The sequence below is a fragment of the Paenibacillus sp. sgz302190 genome (genome assembly GCF_059820445.1).
Genome location: NZ_JBZYAO010000005.1, coordinates 261790 through 283632 on the forward strand (window position 1 = coordinate 261790; position 21843 = coordinate 283632).

The 21843-nt window shown below is 54.5% G+C and carries 17 protein-coding genes and 2 pseudogenes; 11 read left to right on the plus strand and 8 right to left on the minus strand.

The annotated features are described in order from the left end of the window. Positions 1–131: 131 nt before the first annotated feature. From AC6RNO_RS09170 to AC6RNO_RS09185, 4 genes and pseudogenes are all read right to left on the minus strand, one after another. The gene (locus AC6RNO_RS09170) at positions 132–371 is read right to left on the minus strand and encodes a hypothetical protein (protein WP_497105243.1); all 240 of its coding nucleotides are present in this window, start codon (positions 369–371) and stop codon (positions 132–134) included. Positions 372–716: 345 nt separating this feature from the next. Further along, complete coding sequence (proB, locus tag AC6RNO_RS09175) at positions 717–1817, minus strand: glutamate 5-kinase (protein WP_474681674.1); 1101 nt, start codon at positions 1815–1817, stop codon at positions 717–719. A 423-nt stretch (positions 1818–2240) separates the two neighbouring features. Then, positions 2241–2387, minus strand: a pseudogene (locus AC6RNO_RS09180) (LL-diaminopimelate aminotransferase); the annotation flags it as partial. A gap of 4 nt (positions 2388–2391) precedes the next feature. Further along, positions 2392–3567: pseudogene (locus tag AC6RNO_RS09185) on the minus strand (pyridoxal phosphate-dependent aminotransferase); the annotation flags it as partial. Between the two features lie 169 nt (positions 3568–3736). Here AC6RNO_RS09185 and AC6RNO_RS09190 point away from each other — a divergent pair. The 3 genes from AC6RNO_RS09190 (at position 3737) to AC6RNO_RS09200 (ending at position 6951) form a co-directional block, all read left to right on the plus strand. Continuing rightward, positions 3737–4264 carry a DUF1572 family protein gene (locus AC6RNO_RS09190; protein WP_474681350.1) on the plus strand — a complete coding sequence of 176 codons (528 nt, stop codon included), beginning with the start codon at positions 3737–3739 and terminating at the stop codon, positions 4262–4264. Between the two features lie 61 nt (positions 4265–4325). Beyond that, on the plus strand, positions 4326–5126 hold the full coding sequence (locus AC6RNO_RS09195) for a nitrilase-related carbon-nitrogen hydrolase (protein WP_497105244.1): 801 nt from the start codon (positions 4326–4328) through the stop codon (positions 5124–5126). 442 nt (positions 5127–5568) lie between these two features. Beyond that, on the plus strand, positions 5569–6951 hold the full coding sequence (locus AC6RNO_RS09200; protein ID WP_474681348.1) for a glycine--tRNA ligase: 1383 nt from the start codon (positions 5569–5571) through the stop codon (positions 6949–6951). A 319-nt stretch (positions 6952–7270) separates the two neighbouring features. On the opposite strand, the gene AC6RNO_RS09205 is transcribed toward AC6RNO_RS09200, so the two are convergent. The 4 genes from AC6RNO_RS09205 to AC6RNO_RS09220 form a co-directional block, all read right to left on the minus strand. Next, entirely contained in the window at positions 7271–7762 is a 492-nt protein-coding gene (locus tag AC6RNO_RS09205; protein WP_497105245.1) for a cysteine dioxygenase, read from the minus strand. 996 nt (positions 7763–8758) lie between these two features. Continuing rightward, a complete protein-coding gene (locus AC6RNO_RS09210) occupies positions 8759–9637 on the minus strand; it encodes an SDR family NAD(P)-dependent oxidoreductase (protein WP_497105246.1) in 879 nt (292 codons plus the stop codon). A 272-nt stretch (positions 9638–9909) separates the two neighbouring features. Next, positions 9910–10866 (minus strand): WYL domain-containing protein, encoded by a 957-nt coding sequence (locus AC6RNO_RS09215; RefSeq protein WP_497105247.1) that lies wholly within the window; start codon positions 10864–10866, stop codon positions 9910–9912. Positions 10867–10882: 16 nt separating this feature from the next. Continuing rightward, positions 10883–11782, minus strand: coding sequence for a LysR family transcriptional regulator (locus AC6RNO_RS09220; protein WP_474681987.1), 900 nt, complete (start codon positions 11780–11782; stop codon positions 10883–10885). Positions 11783–11949: 167 nt separating this feature from the next. Between AC6RNO_RS09220 and leuC the strand changes: the two genes are divergently transcribed. The 8 genes from leuC to AC6RNO_RS09260 all read left to right on the plus strand — a co-directional run. Continuing rightward, positions 11950–13371: a 3-isopropylmalate dehydratase large subunit gene (gene leuC, locus AC6RNO_RS09225; protein ID WP_474681986.1), complete on the plus strand. Its 1422-nt coding sequence runs from the start codon at positions 11950–11952 to the stop codon at positions 13369–13371. A gap of 35 nt (positions 13372–13406) precedes the next feature. Then, positions 13407–14012, plus strand: a complete 606-nt coding sequence (gene leuD, locus AC6RNO_RS09230) for a 3-isopropylmalate dehydratase small subunit (RefSeq protein ID WP_497105248.1) — start codon at positions 13407–13409, stop codon at positions 14010–14012. A 268-nt stretch (positions 14013–14280) separates the two neighbouring features. Further along, positions 14281–15750, plus strand: coding sequence for an N-acetylmuramoyl-L-alanine amidase (locus tag AC6RNO_RS09235; RefSeq protein ID WP_497105249.1), 1470 nt, complete (start codon positions 14281–14283; stop codon positions 15748–15750). A gap of 12 nt (positions 15751–15762) precedes the next feature. Further along, positions 15763–16341 carry a GerMN domain-containing protein gene (locus AC6RNO_RS09240; protein ID WP_497105250.1) on the plus strand — a complete coding sequence of 193 codons (579 nt, stop codon included), beginning with the start codon at positions 15763–15765 and terminating at the stop codon, positions 16339–16341. Positions 16342–16370: 29 nt separating this feature from the next. Next, positions 16371–19100: an S-layer homology domain-containing protein gene (locus AC6RNO_RS09245; RefSeq protein ID WP_497105251.1), complete on the plus strand. Its 2730-nt coding sequence runs from the start codon at positions 16371–16373 to the stop codon at positions 19098–19100. 194 nt (positions 19101–19294) lie between these two features. Next, entirely contained in the window at positions 19295–19966 is a 672-nt protein-coding gene (gene nth / locus AC6RNO_RS09250; RefSeq protein ID WP_497105252.1) for an endonuclease III, read from the plus strand. Between the two features lie 25 nt (positions 19967–19991). After that, positions 19992–20267, plus strand: coding sequence for an NAD/NADP transhydrogenase alpha subunit (locus AC6RNO_RS09255; protein WP_474681980.1), 276 nt, complete (start codon positions 19992–19994; stop codon positions 20265–20267). A 117-nt stretch (positions 20268–20384) separates the two neighbouring features. Further along, a partial coding sequence (locus AC6RNO_RS09260; protein ID WP_497105253.1) for a dynamin family protein occupies positions 20385–21843 on the plus strand: 1459 nt, incomplete at its 3' end.

Genomic DNA, 21843 nt, shown 5'->3' on the forward strand with positions numbered 1-21843 from the left:
AGATTTTTCTTAATTGTTTTAGGTGAAGCCACATAACAATCAAAAACCGTGCCGCCATTCATGAGCTGGCTTGGGGGCATGGGAGACCGGGAGCGCACAAACCTGCGAAAATGCAGGCTGCCCTGAAACCCTCACGCCTGAGCCGGTCGCACAATCTCGCCTTGTTGCTCGAAGAAAACCTGCAAAAATACAGTTTTTACCCGGTTGATATGTTGGCCGAAACATATTCCTGCAATTGTGCAGGCTTTTCGCTGCGAACATGGGCTCAGATTCATTTTTGGCAAAAATTCCTGCACAATCGCAGGCTTTTCGCCAAATTGAACCATTCTTACGGAGAAAACCTGCACTTTCGCAGGTTTTCTCCCTGCCAAGCCGCCTTGTGACCCCTTTGGTCAAAGACCGCTCCTTCAACGTGGCAAACTGAATAAGGTCAAAAAGCGCACAAATACAAAGAGACGGGGGGGCTTTAACCTGGCTTTAACTGCCTAACTTGACAACACTGTTGTGTCCCCACTTCAGCCCCGCAGCCTATACGGAAAATACGCGGGTTTGGGAAGAGCATGCGGTCGACCGACCGCCGTCATGCAGCGATATACCGTGCGCTGGGAGCTGCACGCGGGCTGACCCCTTACAGCTCCTCGAACCCGTCACGTTATCGACAATTCACACACGGGGCTGAGCGAATAAACCTCGGTCCGCTCATCCTCGAAAGACCTCTACTGCAGCGGCACCCACTCATCCCGGTGGATGACTTCGATTCGTGCGACCTCGACGCGCCTTTGCACCTCGTCGGTCGATAAGCCCGCGGCGGCCTGCACCTGCCAGGCAGCGTAGTTGACGACGCCGCGGCCGAGCGGCGTCCCGTCGGCGGCGATCACTTCGACGACGTCGCCGGGGTGAAACTCGCCGCTGGCGGCCGTGATGCCGGCAGGGAGCAGGCTTTTGCCGCCGGAGATCAGGGCGTTCATCGCCCCGTCGTCGACGGTGATTGTGCCTTGGGGCAGCGAGAGGAAGCCGACCCACTGCTTTTTGACCGGCAAGTTATCCAGCGACGTGTCGAAGTAAGTGCCCTTGCCCCGTCCTTCGACGGCAAGGGGCAGATCGTAGGGCTCGAGTACGCGCCCTACGAACACGGGCACGCCCCCTAGCATCGCGATGCGGGCGGCCTCGACCTTGGAGCGCATGCCGCCGGTGCCGACGGCGCTCCCCGAGCCTCCGGCGATGCGGTACAGCTCATCGCTGATTTGATCGACGCGCTCGATGCGCTGCGCGTTCGCGTTTTTGCGCGGGTCGTCCGTATACAAGCCGTCCGTATCGGTAATGATGATCAATCGGCCGGCCCGCACCAGATTGGCGACGAGCGCCGACAACTTGTCGTTGTCGCCGAATTTGAGCTCATCCACCGAGACCGTGTCGTTCTCGTTGATGATCGGCACGACGCCGCGCTGCAGCAGCTCGTCGATCGTCATCAGCGCGTTCTGCACGCGCTTCCTGTTGGAGAAGTCGTACCGGGTCAGCAAAATTTGCGCCACGCTGATCCCGTAGGCCGCAAACGCTTCATGGTACGACTGCATAAGCAGCGCCTGGCCGACAGCGGCCGCGGCCTGCTTCTCATGCAGCGCCTTCGGTCGCGTGCTGTAGCCGAGTGCCGTGAAGCCCGCGGCCACCGCGCCTGACGTAACGAGCAGCACCTGAAAGCCGTCCTGCTGCAAGCGGGCGAGCTCGGCGGCGAAGAAACGAATTTTATCCGGATTTAAGCCGCCCGTATCGGAAGTTAATGAACTGCTGCCGATTTTGACGACGATTCGCTGTGTCATAGAAATCCCATCCTTTGGTTCGATATACATAAAATGCAAAAAGACTTCCGCCCTCATAACAATAAGGACGAAAGTCTGCGGCTTCCGCGGTACCACCTTAGATTGGCGCATGGCGCGCCCAACTCTGGAATCCCTCGTAACAGGAGGGGGACTGTTCAACTCATCGTTGACCGTTCAGGGGCGGGTTCGAAAACCGGAATGCGGCAAGCTCTCTCAGCCGGTGGAGCCTGCTCTCTGCGTCGCGTCGCGCGTTTTCTACTATTCCCATCATAACGTTGGATATGTCGGAAGCGATGATGCCATCGCTAATTTTCTTTATAGAATAGCACGCTGTACAATCGTTTGTAAAGGATTGTATGTCTGAAGATTTTATGAAGCGGCCCTGGCGGGCGACGCGCCAAAACAGCTCCGCCCGCCGGACTCCTAGCCAAACAAATTTAGCTTGCCGATCCGCTGTACGGCTTCTTCCAGCCGGGCTTCCGTCGACAGCAGCCCGAGGCGCACATAGCCTTCGCCGTGCGTGCCGAAGCCGATGCCCGGGGCTACGACGACCTTGGCTTCCTGCAGCAGCNATCCGCTGTACGGCTTCTTCCAGCCGGGCTTCCGTCGACAGCAGCCCGAGGCGCACATAGCCTTCGCCGTGCGTGCCGAAGCCGATGCCCGGGGCTACGACGACCTTGGCTTCCTGCAGCAGCAGGTCCGCAAGGCTGGCCGAGGTGTGGCCTTTCGGCACCGGCAGCCAGGAGAAGAACGAACCCTGCGAAGGGCGGGCGTTCCAGCCAATGGCGCCGAGCGCGCGGAAAAGCGCGTTGCGCCGGCTTTCGTACACGCCCCGGAGCTGCGCGACGCATTCCTGCGAAGCGGTGAGCGCCGTTGCAGCCGCGGCCTGGATGCCGCCGAACAGCGAGCAGTAATAGTGGTCCTGCATCAGGTTGATCAGGCGGATGATTTCCCGGTTGCCGAGCGCGAAGCCTACGCGCCAGCCGGCCATGTTGTACGTTTTGGACAACGTGTAAAATTCAACGCCGACTTCCTTGGCTCCCGGCGTCTGCAGGAAGCTGACCGGCTGCTGGCCGTCGAAGCCGATGGCGCCGTAAGCAAAATCGCTCGCCACGACGATGCCGTGTTTTTGGGCGAATTCGACTGTCTCCCTGTAAAAGGATGCCGGAGCGGTAGCGCCGGTCGGATTGTTCGGATAGTTGACGAACATCAGCTTGGCGCGGTTCAGGTCGGACGCCTTGAGCTGCGTGTAATCCGGCAGGAAGTTGTTGTCCTCCTTCAGCGGCATGAACGCCATCTCGCCTCCGGCAAGCGCGACCCCGGACCAGTAGTCGGGGTAGCCCGGGTCTGGCACAAGGCATACGTCGCCCGGATTAAGCAGGCATTGGCTGATTTCGATCAGCCCGGTTTTGCCGCCGAACAAAATGGCGACTTCGGTCTCAGGGTCGAGAACGACCCCGTGGTCTTCTTTGTAGCGCTGCGCGACCGCTTCCTTCAAAAACGGAAATCCGCTGAACGGCGGATATTTATGATACAGCGGGTTGGCCGCCGCTTCCTGCATCGATGCGACGATGTGGGGCGGGGTCGGACGATCGGGATTGCCTTGGCCGAGGTTGATGACATCGTGGCCCTGGGCGATTTGCTCGTTCGCCTTGCGGACGAGCGTCGCAAAAAATTGCGTCGGCAGACCGAGCATGCGCTCGGCAGGTTGTATAGTGAACGACGCTTGAGCTTGCGAAAAATTGGACATCGTTAATTCACACTCCGGAGGTCGGGATTTATAGGATACTTTTAATGTAACACGATTGTCCTTTTGATGAAAGCTATTGTTATCATCCCGATTAAAAAGTTGGAATTTACTTCGCCGCACGGTTGCTCTAAAGTTAAATTAAATCTATGGCGAAAGGCGTTGAGGCGCTATGAATCCGTCCAATCAGGTGTCAGAAGTATTTTTGCGCGAAACGATCCGCACGTTTGAAAGCATGAAAAAGCTTGCCGACAAAGCGATGGCACAGCTCGAAGACGAACATTTTTACATGACGCCGGACCCGGAGTCCAATTCGCTGGAAATTTTGATCAAGCATATGCATGGCAATATGCTGTCCCGCTGGACGGATTTTTTGACGACGGACGGGGAAAAGGGGACGCGGAACCGGGACGCCGAGTTCGAGAGCGGACAGCTTGATCGGAGCGGCCTGCTTAAGCTGTGGGAGGAAGGCTGGGCGGCGCTTTTTCAGGCGCTGAGGGCTTTAACTCCGGACGATGTGCTGCGCACGATTACCATTCGCGGGGAAGCGCACTCGGTGCTGCAAGCCATACAGCGTCAGGTTTCCCATTACGGGTATCACGTCGGGCAAATGGTGTTTCTCGCCAAGCATTGGGCCGGCGGCGGCTGGACGACGCTCAGCATTGGGAGAGGACAGTCCAAAGCTTTCAAACCGCATTGAAGAACGCGCCTTCTTCGTCTAATATAGATACAAAAGTACAGGAGAGGGGACTTTAATCAGTATGCAGGACAACCGTACCTTGCAAATTGCACTGCTGCAAATGGATATCGCGATCGGCGAGCCGGAAGCTAATTACGCCCGTCTGGAAAAGCTTCTGAACGATGCGGTATCCGCGGAAATCAAGCCTGACGTGATCGTTTTTCCGGAAATGTGGAATACGGGCTACGCGCTCGACCAAATTCACGAGCTGGCCGACCGGGACGGAGCGCGCACGAAAGCTCTGCTCAGCGGATTCGCCAAAGCGAACCGGGTCAACATCGTCGGGGGCTCCGTTGCGGACAAGCGCGGGGACAACGTGTACAACACGATTTACGCTTTCGACCGTCAGGGTGAAGATATGGGGGAATATTCCAAAATTCATCTTTTCCGTCTGATGGACGAGGAAAAATATTTGCACAGCGGCGATTCCGTTGGCCGGTTCGAGCTTGAGGGCGTGCCGGCGGGCGCGATGATCTGCTATGACATCCGCTTTCCGGAGCTTTCGCGCAAGCTGGCGCTGGACGGTGCGCAAGTACTGTTCGTGCCGGCCGAATGGCCGCATCCGCGGCTGCACCATTGGCGTACGCTGCTCATGGCCAGAGCCATCGAGAACCAGATGTACGTTGTTTCCTGTAACCGTGTTGGCGTCAGCGGCACGACGAGCTTTTTCGGCCATTCGATGGTCATTGATCCATGGGGAGAAGTGCTTGTCGAAGGCGATGAAAACGAAGCGATCCTGCGGGCATCGATCGATTTGAGCGAAGTGGAGCGCGTGCGGAAGAAGATCCCGATTTTTGAAGACCGCCGTCCGCAGCTCTATTAGCGGCTCCTTGGGCCATTGGCGGGATGTCCGAACGTGGCTTCCGACCGGCTGTTCGTCCGACAACACCACGGACACCGCCGGCATCACGGTATTTGATTTTTTTCGCCATTTTTTGTAGACTAGAAGTAATTTCATGAAAGTTATGGCAATGATGGATCAATAGTACTTGAACAACTTCGTGTTCAGCGAGCTGGGGATGGTGGAAGCCCAGACAGAAGATCAAGGAAAAGGCAATCCGGAGTCATTTGGATAAAGGGGATGCGCCGGCTTCAATCTATTCAGGGCGTATCAACTAGGGTGGAACCGCGGGTGCGTAAGGCTCTCGTCCCTAGGCATTGTTTGATGCCTTTGGATGACGGGCTTTTTCTTTTGCCCGGACGTCCATGGCGTCGCCGGAAAGCCGATTTTTATTTTTGGACTGATGAAGGAGAGAATTGGAGCAATGAGCGTAACGATGGAGCAAGTTGTGGCGTTAGCCAAACACAGAGGTTTCGTATTTCCCGGTTCGGAGGTATATGGCGGTCTGGCCAACACTTGGGACTACGGTCCGCTGGGCGTAGAGTTGAAAAACAACATCAAACGTGCATGGTGGAAAAAATTTATTCAGGAATCGCCGTACAACGTCGGACTGGACGCCGCTATTTTGATGAACCCGCAAGCATGGGTCGCGTCGGGCCACGTGGGCAATTTCAACGATCCGATGATCGACTGCAAACAGTGCAAGGCGCGCCACCGGGCCGACAAATTGATCGAAGGCAAGCTGGCTGAAAAAAATATCGAAATGATCGTCGACGGCTTGTCCTTCGCCGAGATGGAAAAGCTGATCAAAGAGCACGATATCGCCTGCCCGGACTGCGGCAGCAAAGATTTTACGGACATCCGCCAGTTCAACCTGATGTTCAAAACGTTCCAAGGCGTGACGGAGTCCAGCGCCAATGTCGTCTATCTGCGTCCGGAAACTGCGCAAGGCATTTTTGTCAATTTCAAAAACGTACAGCGCACCATGCGCAAAAAGCTTCCGTTCGGCATCGGCCAAATCGGCAAAAGCTTCCGCAACGAGATTACGCCGGGCAACTTCACTTTCCGTACCCGCGAATTCGAGCAGATGGAGCTTGAGTTTTTCTGCAAGCCCGGCGAAGACATGAAATGGTTCGAGTACTGGAGAAGCTTCTGCCATAACTGGCTGCTGTCTCTGGGCGCCAAAGCGGACAATCTCCGCCTGCGCGACCACTCCGACGACGAGCTGTCGCACTACAGCAACGCAACGACGGATATCGAGTACAAATTCCCGTTCGGCTGGGGCGAGCTTTGGGGCATCGCCGACCGTACGGATTTCGACCTGAAGCAGCATATGGAGCATTCCGGCGAAGATTTCAACTATATCGATCAGGAAACGAACGAGCGCTACATCCCGTACTGCATCGAGCCGTCGCTCGGCGCTGACCGCGTCACGCTGGCGCTGCTGATCGACGCGTTCGAGGAGCAGCAGCTTGAGGGCGACGACAGCCGCACTGTGCTGCATTTTCATCCGGCGCTGGCGCCGATCAAAGCGGCGATATTCCCGCTGTCGAAAAAGCTCGCTGAAGGCGCGCAGCAAATTTTCGCCGATCTCGCGAAACATTTCATGGTCGATTACGACGATGCCGGCTCAATCGGCAAAAGATACCGCCGTCACGACGAAATCGGCACGCCGTTCTGCATCACCTACGACTTCGAGTCCGAAACCGACGGCCAAGTAACCGTACGCGACCGCGACACAATGGAGCAGACGCGGATGCCGATCAGCGAGCTGAAAGCGTTCATCGAAAGCAAGCTGCAATTTTAATTGCCGGCTCGGTTGTACCGTGACGACTCCTGTGTACCGTGACGTCCCCCGTGTACTGTGACGACTTCCGTGTACCGTGACAACTCCGCTGTACCGTGACGACTTCCGTGTACCGTGACAACTCCGCTGTACCGTGACGACTTCCGTGTACCGTGACAACTCCGCTGTACCGTGACGACTTCCGTATACCGTGACGACTTCCGTATACCGTGACAACTCTGCTGTACCGCGACAACTCCGCTGTACCACGACTACTCCCGTGTACAGCGACTACTCCCCTGCACCGCGCCAATTGACGCGAGGCAGGGGAGTTTTGTTTTTAAATGACGAAGTCCAGTATGTCGCAGAAAGGCGCGTAGCGTTTCGTCTGCCACAGCGGCGGGGAGTACACGTGCAAGGAGACGGCGGGCTCGCGGCTCGGATTGGATAATTGATGAATCTGTCCCGCAGGAGCTGTGAAAAACTGCCCTTCGCGGATACGATCCTCAGACCGTGCGATCGGAAAACGCCCCTGCTCCAGGGCGAAGCTTGTGTTCAAAAGCTCTCCCGCAGCCAAGTAAGCGGCGCCTACAGATTCGCCATGGTCGTGAATCGCGGTAGCCTTGTGGCCGGGAATATGGATCACGACCACTTCCAGCTCGCTTGTGACGTAAATCGGGTTCCGCCCGTAAGGAAGCTGCACCGGCTCCGATTTGTAATCGGGAACTGTATGCAGCAGATGATTCAGCGATTGCAATGCCGCTGTCAGTTCTTCCCTGTCGGGCTGCTGCAATTTGCAGAATACCTGCTCAATTGTTTGAATCAATTTCATCTTGCCTTCCTCCTAAGAAATAGACTAGTCTCACTAATTATAAATAATTATTAGTTAAATCATAAAAAATTTTGATATATCGTATGCGTGTAAGTGCAAAATGGTTTACGTTTGCGGGAAATTTATGATGATGCGGAGGAGAAGCCAGGTTGCCGTTCCACGGCAAGTGGCGGCAAGCAAGTTGGTCCGGTAGGCCGCCGGACCGACGCTCCGCCAGGCCGAACTGCCCAATCCAGACCGTCTGTCCGCCGAGGTGAAGCCCGAAAAAAACGCTGGCTACTGGTCCGACCGCCAGGCCAAACCGTCGACTCGCTCCGCTAGGATAGTTGCCCGATCCAGACTGTCGTCTTGCCGAGGTGAAGCGCCGATCCGGCCCGTTGAACCAACCCGCTGGCTACTGGTCCGACCGCCAGTCCAAGCCGTCGATCCGTTCAGCCAGGCCGAACTGCTCGAGCCAAATGTCGGCTTCGGTTCGAACTACCGCGCAAAGGTTCGCCCTCTGCCACTTAACTGCTCATTGAGGCAGAATAGTATAACAAACTATCGCGTGCTGAAGACATGTGGATGCGAGACTGCCGATAAACTTGCCCGATAAAGCAGCACATCTACTTGGTGCGCGGAGAAAACCTGCAAAAGTACATCTTTTTGCTCGTTAATATGCTAGCAACGCAAAATTCCTGCAAATCTGCAGTAATTTCTGCTCCACGCGGACGTTGAACACACTTTCATCGAAAATTCCTGCACAATTGCAGGCTTTTCGCCAAAACGAGCTACTTTCGTGGAAAAAGCCTGCACTTTCGCAGGTTTTTTGCCAAATGGGCTACAATCAAACAAAAGCCTGCACTTTTCCGACCACCGTCATGCAACACAACACCGACCGACGTCACGCAACGGAACACCGCGCGCTGGGAGCTGCACGCGTTCGTAGGCTCTCCTGGCCGGGCGGCTACGGCAGCGCAAAAAAACGGGAGGACTCATGTCCACCCGTCAATCAAATTACACGCGGAACGGCGGAATTTGTGTGCCGTCGATATCCGTGAAGCCGTATTCCGTGGCGAGGTTTCCGACCTCCATAAGCTGGCCCGACTTGCTCATCACATCGGGGTCGGCGGCCAATGCGGCGACCGCCCGGCCGATGTAGGCGACCGACTCGGTCTGCCGCAGCGCTTCGATGTGCATGAAATCGGCATCGTCTTGCTCGATGCCGTAGTGACGGCATACGTCCTCCGTTCGCATCCAGCCGGGAGCCAGGGCCAGCGCGGCGATTCCGGTTTCGTTCGCCTGCAAATTGAGCGCCATGCCGCGGGTCATGTTGGTGACAGCCCGTTTGACCGTGTCATAAAACACGTTAACCGGGTAATTGCCTCCGATGTCCGGGTACACGCCGGTATTGATGATCAAGCCGCTCTTCCGCGGGAGCAGGAGGGACATGGCTAAGCGGCTCGAAACCATCTGCGCCCGCAGCCCGGCGTCGAACATTTTGTCCCAGCGGACCATCGGCTGCTCCCAGAAGGGAGCGAGGAAGTCGACGTCATCGTAGCCCTCGTAACCGCCCCAGGCGTTGTTGACGACAAGGTCGAGCCGTCCATGCTGCTCCCGCTTGATCTGTTCGTACAAGGCGGCGACCTCGCCATCCTCCGTATGATCACAGCGGACGGGGATGCCCAGACCGCCCCGGCGCGTGACTTCATCCGCCGTATCCTCGATCGTGCCCGGCAAGTCCTCTCTCGCAGTTTTTGCGCGCGTGCTTCGTCCTGTCACGTAGACGGTGGCTCCGGCTTCGCCAAGCACGAGAGCGATCCCTTTTCCCGCTCCGCGGCTGGACCCCGTAACGAGGGCTATTTTTCCTTTTAACGTACCGACATGTTTGCTCATTCGAATGCTGCCTCCTTTAAAATTGAGTACAGCTCGATCATACAACGAATCATTGACAACTCTTGTCATACTATTTCAAACGATCGTCTCACCACGATTGAGCAGTCAGGGCATGCGGATGAGCCACCCGGGGGGGGACGGTTGAGCAGTTCGGGGTACGCGGATAAGTCACTCGAGCTATTGTTGAGCAGTTCGGAGGGACGCGGTTGAGTCGCTTGGTGCACGGGTGAGCAGTTTGGGGGACGAGCGGCTCATCCATGCACCCGAACTGCTCATCCGTATGCATCGTAGAGCGCTCGGACCTGCTGGCGGATCCAATGCGCCATTTCCGCGGGTTCCAGCACAACGGCATCCGCGCCGAAGCCGAGAAAATAACCGGCGAAAAATTCGATGTTTTCCCGGTGAATCTCGGCTGTGAGCAGCCCGCCGCCGCCTTCAGCCAGCTCGATTACACCGCCGAAAGCGCGGCTCCGCTCGTAGGCGCGGACGCCGCCGCGCGTCAGTTTCACCTTCAGGGCGACCTTTTGCCGCTCACCGTCGGGCTCCGCCGCGAGCCAATCGGCGATCGTGTACGTTCGCAATCGTTCTGGCAGCGGGTAAGGCGGTTCGGCGCACGGCACCAGCGACAAAATCCGGTCGGCGCGAAACAGCAGCAGGGCGTCTTTTTGAAAACAGTATGCCGGGAAGTACCAAAATCCGTTATGCGAATAAATGCCGATCGGCATCAGGGTCCGTTCGGAAGGGCCGTTCTTGGAGTCGTACGCGATTTGCAGCGGCTGCTGTCCGATAGCGGCTTCCAAAATTTGCTCCAGGTAAGGGGAGCTTTGCGTGCGTGTCGGCGACCAGAAGGAGACTCTGCTTTTCATCGATTGGATGCGGGTTTTGGCGTCTTCCGGCAAGTAATGATAAAACTTGTTCAGCGCGGACAGCGACTCGGCCTCGAAAGGCAGGGTCCCGTAATACTGCAGCGACTGGAAAGCGAAAAACATCGCCACGGCTTCCTGCTCCGAGAACAAAATCGGCGGCAGCATCCGCTTTTTCAGCAGACGGTATCCGCCGTGCGGTCCGAACTCGGTGTAGAGCGGCATGCCGAGCCCGCTTAATTCCTGCAAATCTCGGTGCATCGTTCTTTCGGAAACCCCGAACTGCTCGGCCATGTCTTTGACCGTAAACTGCATCCGTTCGTTGACCGCCATCATCAGCTCGATGAGGCGCTGTGTTTTTTTCACAGGCTACCGCCTCCTTTTACCTGGACATGATGCCGCTCATGACGTCTTTCATGGTCGCCACAAAAGCTTCGGCCGCCTTTGAAATGTATCTTCCCTTGCGGTAGGCGATAACGAGCGTCCGCGTCGGACGGCCGAGCAGCGGCAGGTGCACAGGGGCCAGCTCGCCGAAGCTTCTGCGCGAGATCAAATAAGGGACGAAGGCGATGCCCATGCCTGCGGCGACCAGTGATTGCACGGTTTCCATGTTGCTCGATTCAAACACGATGTTCGGCGCGATGCCGGCATTTTGGCACAAATCAAGCGTAAGCTTGCGGAAGCCCTGGCCTTTTTTCAAGGCGATGAAAGCTTCCTTCTCCAGCTCGCGGATTTCGACCGGTTCCCGCCTCAGGGCGAGCGGGTGTTTCGGCGGTACGGCGAGGACGATTTCTTCCTCCAGCAGCGTCTCGTACACGAGCGAGTCTTCGCGGAGCGGCAGCGAGAGGAGGCTGATGTCGGTTTGGCCGTTCGAGGTGAGCGTCTCCAGGTTGAAGGACGTCTCCTCAACGAGCGAAATTTCGATATCCGGATACGCGGCCTGGAACGCGGGGACGACAAACGGCAGGATGGTGGAGCCGGTAATCGCCATGCTGCCGACGACGAGGCGGCCTTTTTTCATTTGTGAAATGTCTTCCATCTCTTTTTTCAGCTGCTCGACCATGTCGAGAATTTTTTGCGATTTTTCTACAAAAAGCGAGCCGGCATGCGTCAGCTCAACCGAGTTCGTGCTGCGCTGAAACAGCAGGACGCCGATTTCTTTTTCCAGCTTGGACAGCTGTTGGCTGAGTGAGGGCTGGGCGATGTGCAGCTTCTCCGCAGCGCGGGAAAAGTTGCGTTCCGCCGCGATTTGTATAGCATATTGCAGCTGGCGCAGTTCCATATGGTCAGCATCTCCTTTTGTGCCTGCCGGCTGGTTGGTTTATTGTTATTTCCTATCAACTTTATAGTTATTATATCTTGGCGTAATAATAAATAAAATGTTAAGATACGACATGAGGGCAATACTTTTTATTTTAGAGCGGATTTTATAACAAGAGGTGACTGGGTATGAGTAAAAAAACGATGTTCGAAAAGATTTGGGACAACCACGTTATTCATTCGGAAGAAGGCAAACCTAGCATTTTGTATATCGACCTGCAGCTGGTGCACGAGGTAACTTCGCCGCAGGCGTTCGAAGGCCTCAGATTGTCGGGCCGCAAAGTGCGCAGACCCGATTTGACTTTTGCGACGATGGATCATAACGTTCCGACGAAAGACCGCTTCAACATTACGGATCCGATTTCCAAGCAGCAAATCGATACGCTTTCCCAAAACTGCCGCGATTTCGGCGTGACGCTGTTCGACCTGGACAGCATCGACCAAGGCGTCGTGCACGTTATGGGTCCTGAGCTTGGCCTTACGCATCCGGGCAAAACTATCGTTTGCGGCGATAGCCATACTTCCACGCACGGCGCGTTCGGCGCACTTGCTTTCGGCATCGGCACAAGCGAAGTGGAGCACGTGCTCGCTACGCAAACTTTGCAGCAATCCAAAGCCAAAACGCTCGAAGTGCGCATCAACGGCAGCCTGAAGCCGGGCGTAACGGCGAAAGATTTGATCCTCGGCGTTATCGCGAAATACGGCACGGATTTTGCTACCGGCTACGTGATCGAGTACACCGGCGAATCGATCCGCGGCCTTTCGATGGAAGAGCGCATGACTGTGTGCAACATGTCCATTGAAGCGGGCGCAAGAGCTGGCCTGATCGCTCCTGACGAAACGACTTTCAACTACTTGCGCGGACGCGAATATGTGCCTCAAGGCGCTGCATTCGATGCTGCCGTAGCCGAGTGGAAGCAGCTTGTTACGGACGAAGGTGCGACTTACGACCGCGTTGTCGAATTCGACGCGGATTCCCTGATCCCGCAAGTGACCTGGGGCACAAGCCCTGGCATGGGCACGAGCGTCACTTCTCTTGTTCCGGATCCGCAAAGCTTCGCAACCGAAAATGAACGCAAAGCGGCTGAAAAAGCGCTTGAATATATGGACTTGGCGCCTGGTACTCCAATGACGGAGCTGAAAGTGGACTATGTCTTCATCGGTTCCTGCACGAACGGCCGGATCGAAGACCTTCGCGCCGCGGCGGCTATCGCGAACGGCTACAAAGTGGATCCGAGCGTAACGGCAATCGTCGTTCCGGGTTCCGGCCGCGTGAAAATCCAGGCGGAAAAAGAAGGCCTGGACAAAATCTTCTCCGAAGCAGGCTTCGAATGGCGCGATGCCGGCTGCAGCATGTGTCTGGCGATGAATCCGGACGTTCTGCAACCGGGACAACGCTGCGCATCCACGTCCAACCGTAACTTCGAAGGACGTCAGGGACGCGGCGGACGCACGCATCTCGTATCTCCGGCAATGGCTGCGGCTGCAGCGATTCAAGGACATTTCGTCGATGTGCGCGACTGGGAAATCAAAGCCTACCAGCAAGCCTAATTTGTTGAAATCAAGTTTCGGAGGAGAATGAGACTATGGAAGCTTTTACAAAACATACGGGCCTTGTCGGTCCGGTTGACCGTGTGAATGTAGATACAGACGCAATTATCCCTAAACAATTTTTGAAACGCATCGAGCGTTCCGGTTTCGGACAATTCCTTTTCTTCGAATGGAGATGGGATGAAAAAGGGAACGTTATCGAGAGCTTCCCGCTGAATCAGGACCGCTATCAAGGAGCGTCCGTGCTCATTTCCAGAGCGAACTTCGGCTGCGGCTCTTCCCGCGAGCACGCGCCTTGGGCAATCCAGGATTTCGGCTTCCGCGTCATTGTCGCTCCGTCTTATGCGGATATTTTTTACAACAACTGCTTCAAAAACGGCATTTTGCCGATCAAGCTGTCCGAAGAGCAGGTGGAAGACCTGTTCCAGCGCACGGCGAAGCATGACGGCTACAAGCTGCATGTCGATCTCGAAAACAACAAGCTGACCGACGACTACGGCCTCAGCATCGGCTTCGAGCTTGATGAGCACCGCCGCCAGTTCCTGCTGCAAGGTCTGGACGACATCGGTCTGACGCTTCAGCATGCGGACAAAATCACCGCCTATGAAGAAGCTCACCAAGCGCGTCTGGCTTATAAATAATAACTGCCCGTAATGCAAGAAGCTTCCGGTTTCCGGAGGCTTCTTTTTTTGCGATCTTTGCAACTTTTGGCAGGTTTTCGCGTCTAATAGGTTACTAGTTTGTCGTAAGGTGGTGGATTTGCTGTCAGCTGTAATCGTAATTTGTACTATTGAAATGGTTCGTGTATAAACGTTGCAGATTGCTATTTGTGGAACTATGCCCAATTCCGACATTACATAGAGGTGAATGATGAAATATCCTGTAGTTTTAGCGAGCATGAGCTTAGCTATGTTGTTGGCGCCGGGTGCCGTATTCGGGGCTGAGGCCGAGAAGCCGATCAAGCTGTATATGAACGAAAAGCTGCTTGTCACAGACGAAGTTGCACCAAAAATTGTAAACGGCAACACGATTGTGCCCGTTCGCGTCATTGTCGAAGAAATCGGGGCGAAAATCAGTTGGGATGAAGCTGCGCGAAAAGTGACGATCGTGAAAGACGACGTAAACATCCAGCTCGTCATCGACAGCAAAGTCGCTGCGATCCAAGGGAAACAGACAAAGATGGAAGTCGCTCCCGTCATTATGAACGGCAATACGATGCTGCCGCTCCGTTTTGTAGGCGAGCTGATGGGCGTGAAATTCAACTGGGATCAGCCGACTTCCTCCGTACATATGTTCAAAGAAGCCGATGTGCCTTCCAAGCCTGTGACGGGCCCCGTCGCGGACGGGGACAATTCCGGGACGGGAACCGTCAAACCAGGGGCGCCGGATGTAAACGAGAAGCCTTCGAGCGGAACGGGCACTCCGGCGCCTACGCCAAAGCCGCCTGCTGCGAATGGCGGAACAGGCACCGATACTGCGGCGGGCTCGAAGCCGGCCGACGCGAACGCGCATTTGCTGACGTCCATCGAGCTGACCGATAAGGAACTGATCGTCAAGGCCAAAGACGGCACGTTCGTCCCTACGAGGCTCAAACTGTCCGGCCCGAACAGGATCGTGTTCGATTTTCCGAATATGGTTCTGGACGATAGCCTCGCCAAAAAGCTGGTGAACAACATCGGCGAACTCGATTCCAAGCATCCTTTGGTGCAGAAGGTTCGCTTTTCCAACTTTTCCGACAATCCGAGCACGGTCAGGGTCATTCTCGATCTCAAAGGCGCCGCCGATTACCGGATTCAGACTTCCAAGAAGCCTAACGAATGGTCGGCTTCGATTGAGGAGCACCGCATTCGCGTTGTCATTGACGCCGGACATGGCGCCAAAGATCCGGGCGCGCTTTCGGTGAACGGGAGGAAGGAGAAGGATTTTACGCTTGCGATGGCGAAGAAAGTATCAGCCCTTCTTGCCAAGGAGAAGCAAATTGAAGTGTTAATGACGCGAAGCGACGACACTTTTGTCGAGCTGGACGATCGGGTTGCCTTTGCCAACGACAATCAAGTCGACGTCTTTTTATCGATTCATGGCAACAAGGCTAACAAAGCCAACATTAGCGGAACCGAAACTTATTATTACAATCCTGATAGCTTGCCTTTTGCCAATGTCATTCACAAATACGTTTCCGACGCTACCGGATTGCCCGACCGCGGGGTGCGGATCGGCGATTTCAGGGTCGTGCACAAGACGACGATGCCCGCCGTTCTCGTAGAGGTGGGGTATTTATCGAACAAAGGCGATGAAGCCGCCATGTACTCGGAAGCTTTTCAGGATCAAGTAGCTGCCTCCTTAGTGTCCGCCATCAAAGAATACTTGAACGTCAAATAAGGAGTGAGTGAGATGACTAGAATAAGCCGCGTGATTCAAGGAGCGCTTCTAGTAAGCGCAATCGCTTTAACGGTAACCGCATGCGGGCAAAAGGCTGCGCTGAACGGCAGCGCGCCGTCACAGACGCCGCAGCCGACCCAGCAGGCGCAAGCGACTCAAAGTCCGCAGCCGACGGCTACTCCCGAGGTTTTGAAACAAAAGAAAATCAAGGCTTACTACACCGATGAGAACGAAATAAAGCTCGTTGAAAAGGATGTCACCGTTTCTTACAAGAAAGACGAAGACATATATGCGGCCGCTTTGAAAGTTTTGACCGCGAATGACGATCCCAAGGCGGTGTCCTTATTTGTCGATGTGACATTCCAGAGCGTTGCTTTCGATAAGGAAAAAGGCGCTCTTAAGATCGATCTGAAAATGGGCCCGAACAGCCAGTTAGGCGCACCGGGTGAAGATTTGTTTTTGCAGGCGCTGAAAAAAACGGCATTTCAATTTGCGGAAGTCAAAGATATCTACGTACTGAAAGACGGCAAGCAGGTGGAAAGTTTGATGGGGCATATGGATTTGCCGTATCCGATCAAACGGCCTAATTAAATGAACATGCAGAGGAGTTTTTACAAACGATGAAAAAACAGAAATTAGCGAACGCGCTGCTCAGCTCTTTGATCATAACGAGCCTTGCAGGGACTCCGGCCGTTTGGGCGGCGGAATCGACGGGCACAACCTCTACAGGAACGGCAAGCAATGTGAAATCGTCTTTCCCGGACGTAGGCGCGGATTACTGGGGGATCAGGCACATTTCCAAGCTTGCTCTGGAAGGGATCATCGAAGGCTATGAGGATGGCGCATACCGTGCGGAGAACTCCGTCTCCCAGCAGGATGTGCTGATCATGGCAACGAGAATGATGGGCCTTGAAAGCGACGCGAAATCGATGACATCCGCAACCGTCTTCCCGGACTTCATACAGGTGGACGACTATGCCCGCAATTATGTGGCGCTGGCGCTGCAAAAAGGGCTGATTACGAACGAGGAAGAAAAAACAAGGGCGCAGGGCGATAAGTCCAAAGATAAATGGGGCCAGCGCAAGGCGACGAGAGAATGGGTGGCGGAAGTTGTCATCCGTGCTATCGGCAAGCAGTCGACTGCGCAAAGCATGGCTTCCCAAGCGACTTCGTTTAAAGATAACAACGACATCAGCTATTCGACGCTCGGTTACGTGAATGCCGCCGTATCGCTGCAAATTGTCAACGGCTTCGAGGACGGAACTTTCCAGCCTAAAGGAGCCGTCACACGGGCTCAAATGGCCGCTTTTCTCAGCCGGTCCCAGAAGGATTTGACTACGCTGCCGCAGCGCGCGGTCCGGGGCTATTTGACGAGCCTGACGAGCGGCACCATCTCGATCAGCGATAGCGACGGCAATACGAGCACATATAAACTGGCTCCGAACACCGTATTTTACGGAAACAAAAACGATACGGTCATCGATCCGAAAACGATCGAGGAAACGTACCAGGTTTCCATCGTGCAGGTAGGCGGTACGGCATACTATGTGGAAGTCGTCAAGGACGAACTGCAAATGGACATCTACGACGGCAAGCTGCTGAAATTAAACATTAGCGGCTTGAAGGCTACGCTGGACGATTACGAAAGCTATGAGCTTGCCACCGATGTGGCCGTAACGGACACGAACGGCAAGGGACTCAGCCTTGCTTCCGTCGTCGAGGGCAGCGTTGTCGAACTGAGAAGAAACAGGCTGACCAAGGGCACCAAAATTACGTCGATCATCGTCAAGCAGGTGCCTGTGAACAAAACGGCGCTCGGCGTCATTCAGACGATTAACAAGGATACGCGCCAGTTGGGGCTGCTCGAAAGCACGACAGGGCAAACGGAAGCATTCGGATTTTCCAGCAATTTGATCGTTACGCTGCCGGACAACAGCTTGATCGACATCAATTCGCTGCATGTGGGCGATTCGGTTGAATACACCGTAACCAACAGCGAAGTCGTGAAAATTCTCGTCAAGAAGCAGGCGGATGTGGGCGTCAGCGTCGAAGGAACGCTGAAAGAGCTGAGCGACGACAAATCGTTCCTTACGATTGTCAAACCGAACGGCGGCGCGCTGGCGGCATATGTGCTGGGCGATAACGTGCAGGTGCAAATCAATGGACTGACTACGGCGAGCATTTACGATATTGCACCCGGAGATTCCTTGAAGCTGGACGTACTGAACAATAAAGTGACTTTGATTACAGTGACAAACCGTTCCATCGAGAACTTATATTTTGCGAAAATTATCAGCTACGAACCTACAAGCAAATTTTTGACGGTTAAAGACAACTCGGGAAATCCGCACGCATACCAGTTGACCGATTCGACGACGATTAAATACGCAGGGACGACGCTGCCGTTCTCAAGCTTCAATACAACGTTCAGTACCGGCAAATACGTCGACCTGCTCGTATCCAAAAACAACGTGACTTCCGTCCAGATGTCGACACAGCTGAACGGCACCTTGACGCAGTTGAATTTGCAGTCCAACGATGTGACGATCAAAACCGACAGCGGGCAAAGCTTGACCTTCAAGCTTACGTATGCACCGACGGTGGAGATTCCTAACAGAGAGACCAGTGCACTTTCCGATTTGAAAGTCGGGGATAACGTCGGTATCATTTTGAGCTACGACCAGTCGATCGTAACGAATATCGTAATCAGCAAAACAGGGCTGTACAAAGTGGTATCCACAAACGTCAACAGCAAGCAGCTGACAGTGATGGACGATACCAATACAACTAACACCGTCGGCCTGGACAGCGTTCCGATCACGAAGTCCGATAAGACGGCGGGCGCGATTACGGATATTTTGGCGGACGAGTATGCGAGGCTGACTTACAAAGGCAAATCCGTCGTGAAGGTGGAACTGACCGATACGGTAAGAGGCAAAGTCATCGCTGTCGATCCGACGAGCACGAGCTTGACCGTGCAAGACTTTACCGGCAAAAATCAGGTTGTGAACGCCGGCAGCAACTATGCGGTGAAGCTGAACGGCGGGTCGGTGCTTAACTTTAACTCGATTAAAGTCGGCGACCGGGTCCAGGTCAATAAGGACGCGGCCGACAGAACGATCATTCAAGTGGCTGCAGCGGCGAAGAGAGAGCTTTCCAGCTATAATAACATCGTTAACCAAATGATCTTCAAATCGACGAGCTCGGCAGACAAAACTTCCTACAGCCTGTATCCGAGGGCATATTTCCACAAAGGCGCGAACACCGTAACCGCGGGCTCTTTCAAAGCAGGCGACCAAATTATGATTTATGTGCTGGATGACAAAATTGTCGAGATGGACCAGCAGTAAATTTGAACGAAATGTATTCCGCATCCGTCTGTTTAACAGGAGCTGATCCTGGGACAGACGGTTGTTTTTTCTACGAAATTTCCTTAAAATCAGATAAGTTTTAAAAAATGTTCTCATTTTAACGCTTTCAAGCATTGATTCTGCAGTCACAATTCGATACACTTGAAAATATTACGCCCCAAGGAATAATAACGATGACTCAAAAGCAGGTAAGACACATTTTAGACACAATCGGCGAAATGTTCCCGGATGCGCATTGCGAGCTGAATCACAGCAATCCGTTCGAGCTGACGATTGCCGTGCTGCTCTCGGCGCAGTGTACCGATGAAACGGTAAATAAGGTTACGGAATCCTTGTTTCAAAAATATAAGCATCCTCGAGATTATTTGGCTGTACCGCTTGAGGAGCTGGAGCAAGATATTCGCAGAATCGGGCTGTTTCGGAATAAGGCAAGCAACATTCAAAAGTTATGCCGACTTGTACTGGACAAGTATGACGGACAAATTCCCGAGAAGCACGAGCAATTGGTCGAGCTGCCCGGCGTAGGCCGCAAAACGGCCAATGTCGTCGTATCGAACGCTTTCGAAGTGCCGGCCATTGCTGTCGACACGCACGTAGAGCGGGTTTCCAAGAGGCTTGGGCTTGCCGGATGGGACGATTCCGTCCTTGAAGTTGAAAAGAAGCTGATGCAGAAAGTTCCCCGCGAGGAATGGACACAGACTCACCACCGTCTCATTTTTTTCGGCAGGTACCATTGCAAGGCGCAAAACCCGCAATGCGGCATTTGCCCGCTGCTGGATCACTGCCGGGAAGGTAAAAAACGTATGAAACCAAGTGTAACTAGGAAAGCTACTAAAAAGAACTGATAAGTAAACAAAGGATGGGATGGAAATGAAATGCATCGCCGTATACACCAATAGTTTTGAATTGTTTTCCGATATTTATGAAGAAGTGATCAAAACGCCGTTGCAAGAAAACGAAGAAAAGATCATTGAAGGCGTAACCGTCAGCGAATCCGGTGAAGTTCCTCAAAACTACATAGACAAAATGAAAACGAAGCCCGAAGTTGTCGTGATGAAAGTAAAAGATTCCGACATTACGATTTTGCAGCATCGCGACGTGTTCGAAATTTTCCTGCCGGAAACTGAAAAAGCGGCCATTTCTTAAATCTCCCTTGCGGAGATTTTTTTTGCTTAAATTGACTAAATCCGACCGGGGCATTACACTTAAAACCGAAGTGAATCCATCGGTGCTTTTTGTACGTGAGTCAGGAGAGAATAGATCATGAATCAGTTGGCAGAACCCGGCATTGCGTCCATGCCGGAAGCAATCAAACAGATGCGGGACGCGGTAAAACAAGCCGGAGACGCGGATAACGCGGGGAAGCTGCAGCAGCTTCTCGATAAAATAAGCTCGGAGCGGATGAATATTGCGTTTTGCGGGCATTTTTCGGCGGGGAAATCGACGCTGATCAATCAGCTGTGCGGACACCCGCTGCTGCCTTCCAGCCCGATTCCGACGAGTGCAAATATTGTAAGTATTCGGGACGGCGAACCGGGGGCACATGTAACGCATCGTCACAAAAGCGAAGACCGCAGCGCTGTCGTTATTCCGCTCGATGAATTGGAAGCGTACTGCGTCAATGGTACGGATATCGAATCCGTGGAAATCACGTATCCGATTGCTTTTCTGGGGAAACATGCAGCGCTGCTCGATACCCCCGGGATCGATTCTACGGATGACGCGCATCATCAGTCGACGGAATCGGCGCTCCATTTGGCCGATGTCGTGTTCTATGTCATGGATTACAACCATGTGCAGTCGGAAGTGAATTTGGCGTTCACGAAGAAGATGAAGGAGTGGGGCAAGCCGCTCTATCTCGTCGTCAATATGATCGACAAGCATAAAGAGCGGGAGCTCCCTTTCGAACAGTATAAGGAGGGAACGAAGCAGGCTTTTTTAAGCTGGGGCATCGAGCCGGACGGCCTGCTGTATGTCACGATGAAGGAGCCGGGCCATCCGCATAACGAATATGCGAAACTGCGATGGCTCCTGCAAGGTTTGATCGAGCGCGGTGAGCTGCTGCGCAGCTGCAGCATAGACGCATCCGCGCGCTATTTGGCGGCCGAGCACGGCAACTGGGTGGCGGAGCGGAATGAGCCGCTGAAGGCGGAGCTCATCGAAGCGATCCGCCAGGATGGCGACGTGGAGGAAGTGCGGCAGCTCGCGGAGGCGAAGCGGCGCGAGCTGGAGGAGGCGCAGGCGCTGCCGGAAACGCTGACGGCGGCGCTGCGCAAAGAGCTTGGTGTGATCATCGAGAACGCCAATATTACACCTGCCTTGACCCGGGATAAGGCTCACGCGTATTTGGAGAGCCGCAAGCCGGGGTTCAAGGTAGGCTTTTTCTCGCGGGCCGCGCAGACGGCCGCGGAGACGGAGAAACGGCTGCAGGCGTTTCAGGAGGATTTGGCCGAGCAGGTGGAAGCCCAGCTCGATTGGCATCTCCGGGACGCCTTGAAGAAGGCGGCCGAGCGGCAGGGGCTTCACAGCCAGGCGCTGGCCGCGGACATCGAAGCCCTGAAAGCGGACGTCTCGCCGGCATGGCTGGCGGGGCAGGTGAACCCTGGCGCCGTGTTCGGCGGCGAATACACGCTCAACTTCATGAAGCAGGTCGGCGGCGACATCAAGCAGCAGTACCGCAAACAGGCGTTTGCGCTGATCGACCGGCTCGCGCTGGCTGTCC

What these genes read in the sequence shown, in the direction of transcription:
- proB (WP_474681674.1), bottom strand. Translation starts at nt 1,817, where the DNA reads ATGACACAGCGAATCGTCGTCAAAATCGGCAGCAGTTCATTAACTTCC.
- AC6RNO_RS09190 (WP_474681350.1), top strand. Translation starts at nt 3,737, where the DNA reads ATGAATCCGTCCAATCAGGTGTCAGAAGTATTTTTGCGCGAAACGATC.
- AC6RNO_RS09195 (WP_497105244.1), top strand. Translation starts at nt 4,326, where the DNA reads ATGCAGGACAACCGTACCTTGCAAATTGCACTGCTGCAAATGGATATC.
- AC6RNO_RS09200 (WP_474681348.1), top strand. Translation starts at nt 5,569, where the DNA reads ATGAGCGTAACGATGGAGCAAGTTGTGGCGTTAGCCAAACACAGAGGT.
- AC6RNO_RS09205 (WP_497105245.1), bottom strand. Translation starts at nt 7,762, where the DNA reads ATGAAATTGATTCAAACAATTGAGCAGGTATTCTGCAAATTGCAGCAG.
- AC6RNO_RS09210 (WP_497105246.1), bottom strand. Translation starts at nt 9,637, where the DNA reads ATGAGCAAACATGTCGGTACGTTAAAAGGAAAAATAGCCCTCGTTACG.
- AC6RNO_RS09220 (WP_474681987.1), bottom strand. Translation starts at nt 11,782, where the DNA reads ATGGAACTGCGCCAGCTGCAATATGCTATACAAATCGCGGCGGAACGC.
- leuC (WP_474681986.1), top strand. Translation starts at nt 11,950, where the DNA reads ATGAGTAAAAAAACGATGTTCGAAAAGATTTGGGACAACCACGTTATT.
- leuD (WP_497105248.1), top strand. Translation starts at nt 13,407, where the DNA reads ATGGAAGCTTTTACAAAACATACGGGCCTTGTCGGTCCGGTTGACCGT.
- AC6RNO_RS09235 (WP_497105249.1), top strand. Translation starts at nt 14,281, where the DNA reads ATGTTGTTGGCGCCGGGTGCCGTATTCGGGGCTGAGGCCGAGAAGCCG.
- AC6RNO_RS09240 (WP_497105250.1), top strand. Translation starts at nt 15,763, where the DNA reads ATGACTAGAATAAGCCGCGTGATTCAAGGAGCGCTTCTAGTAAGCGCA.
- AC6RNO_RS09245 (WP_497105251.1), top strand. Translation starts at nt 16,371, where the DNA reads ATGAAAAAACAGAAATTAGCGAACGCGCTGCTCAGCTCTTTGATCATA.
- nth (WP_497105252.1), top strand. Translation starts at nt 19,295, where the DNA reads ATGACTCAAAAGCAGGTAAGACACATTTTAGACACAATCGGCGAAATG.
- AC6RNO_RS09255 (WP_474681980.1), top strand. Translation starts at nt 19,992, where the DNA reads ATGAAATGCATCGCCGTATACACCAATAGTTTTGAATTGTTTTCCGAT.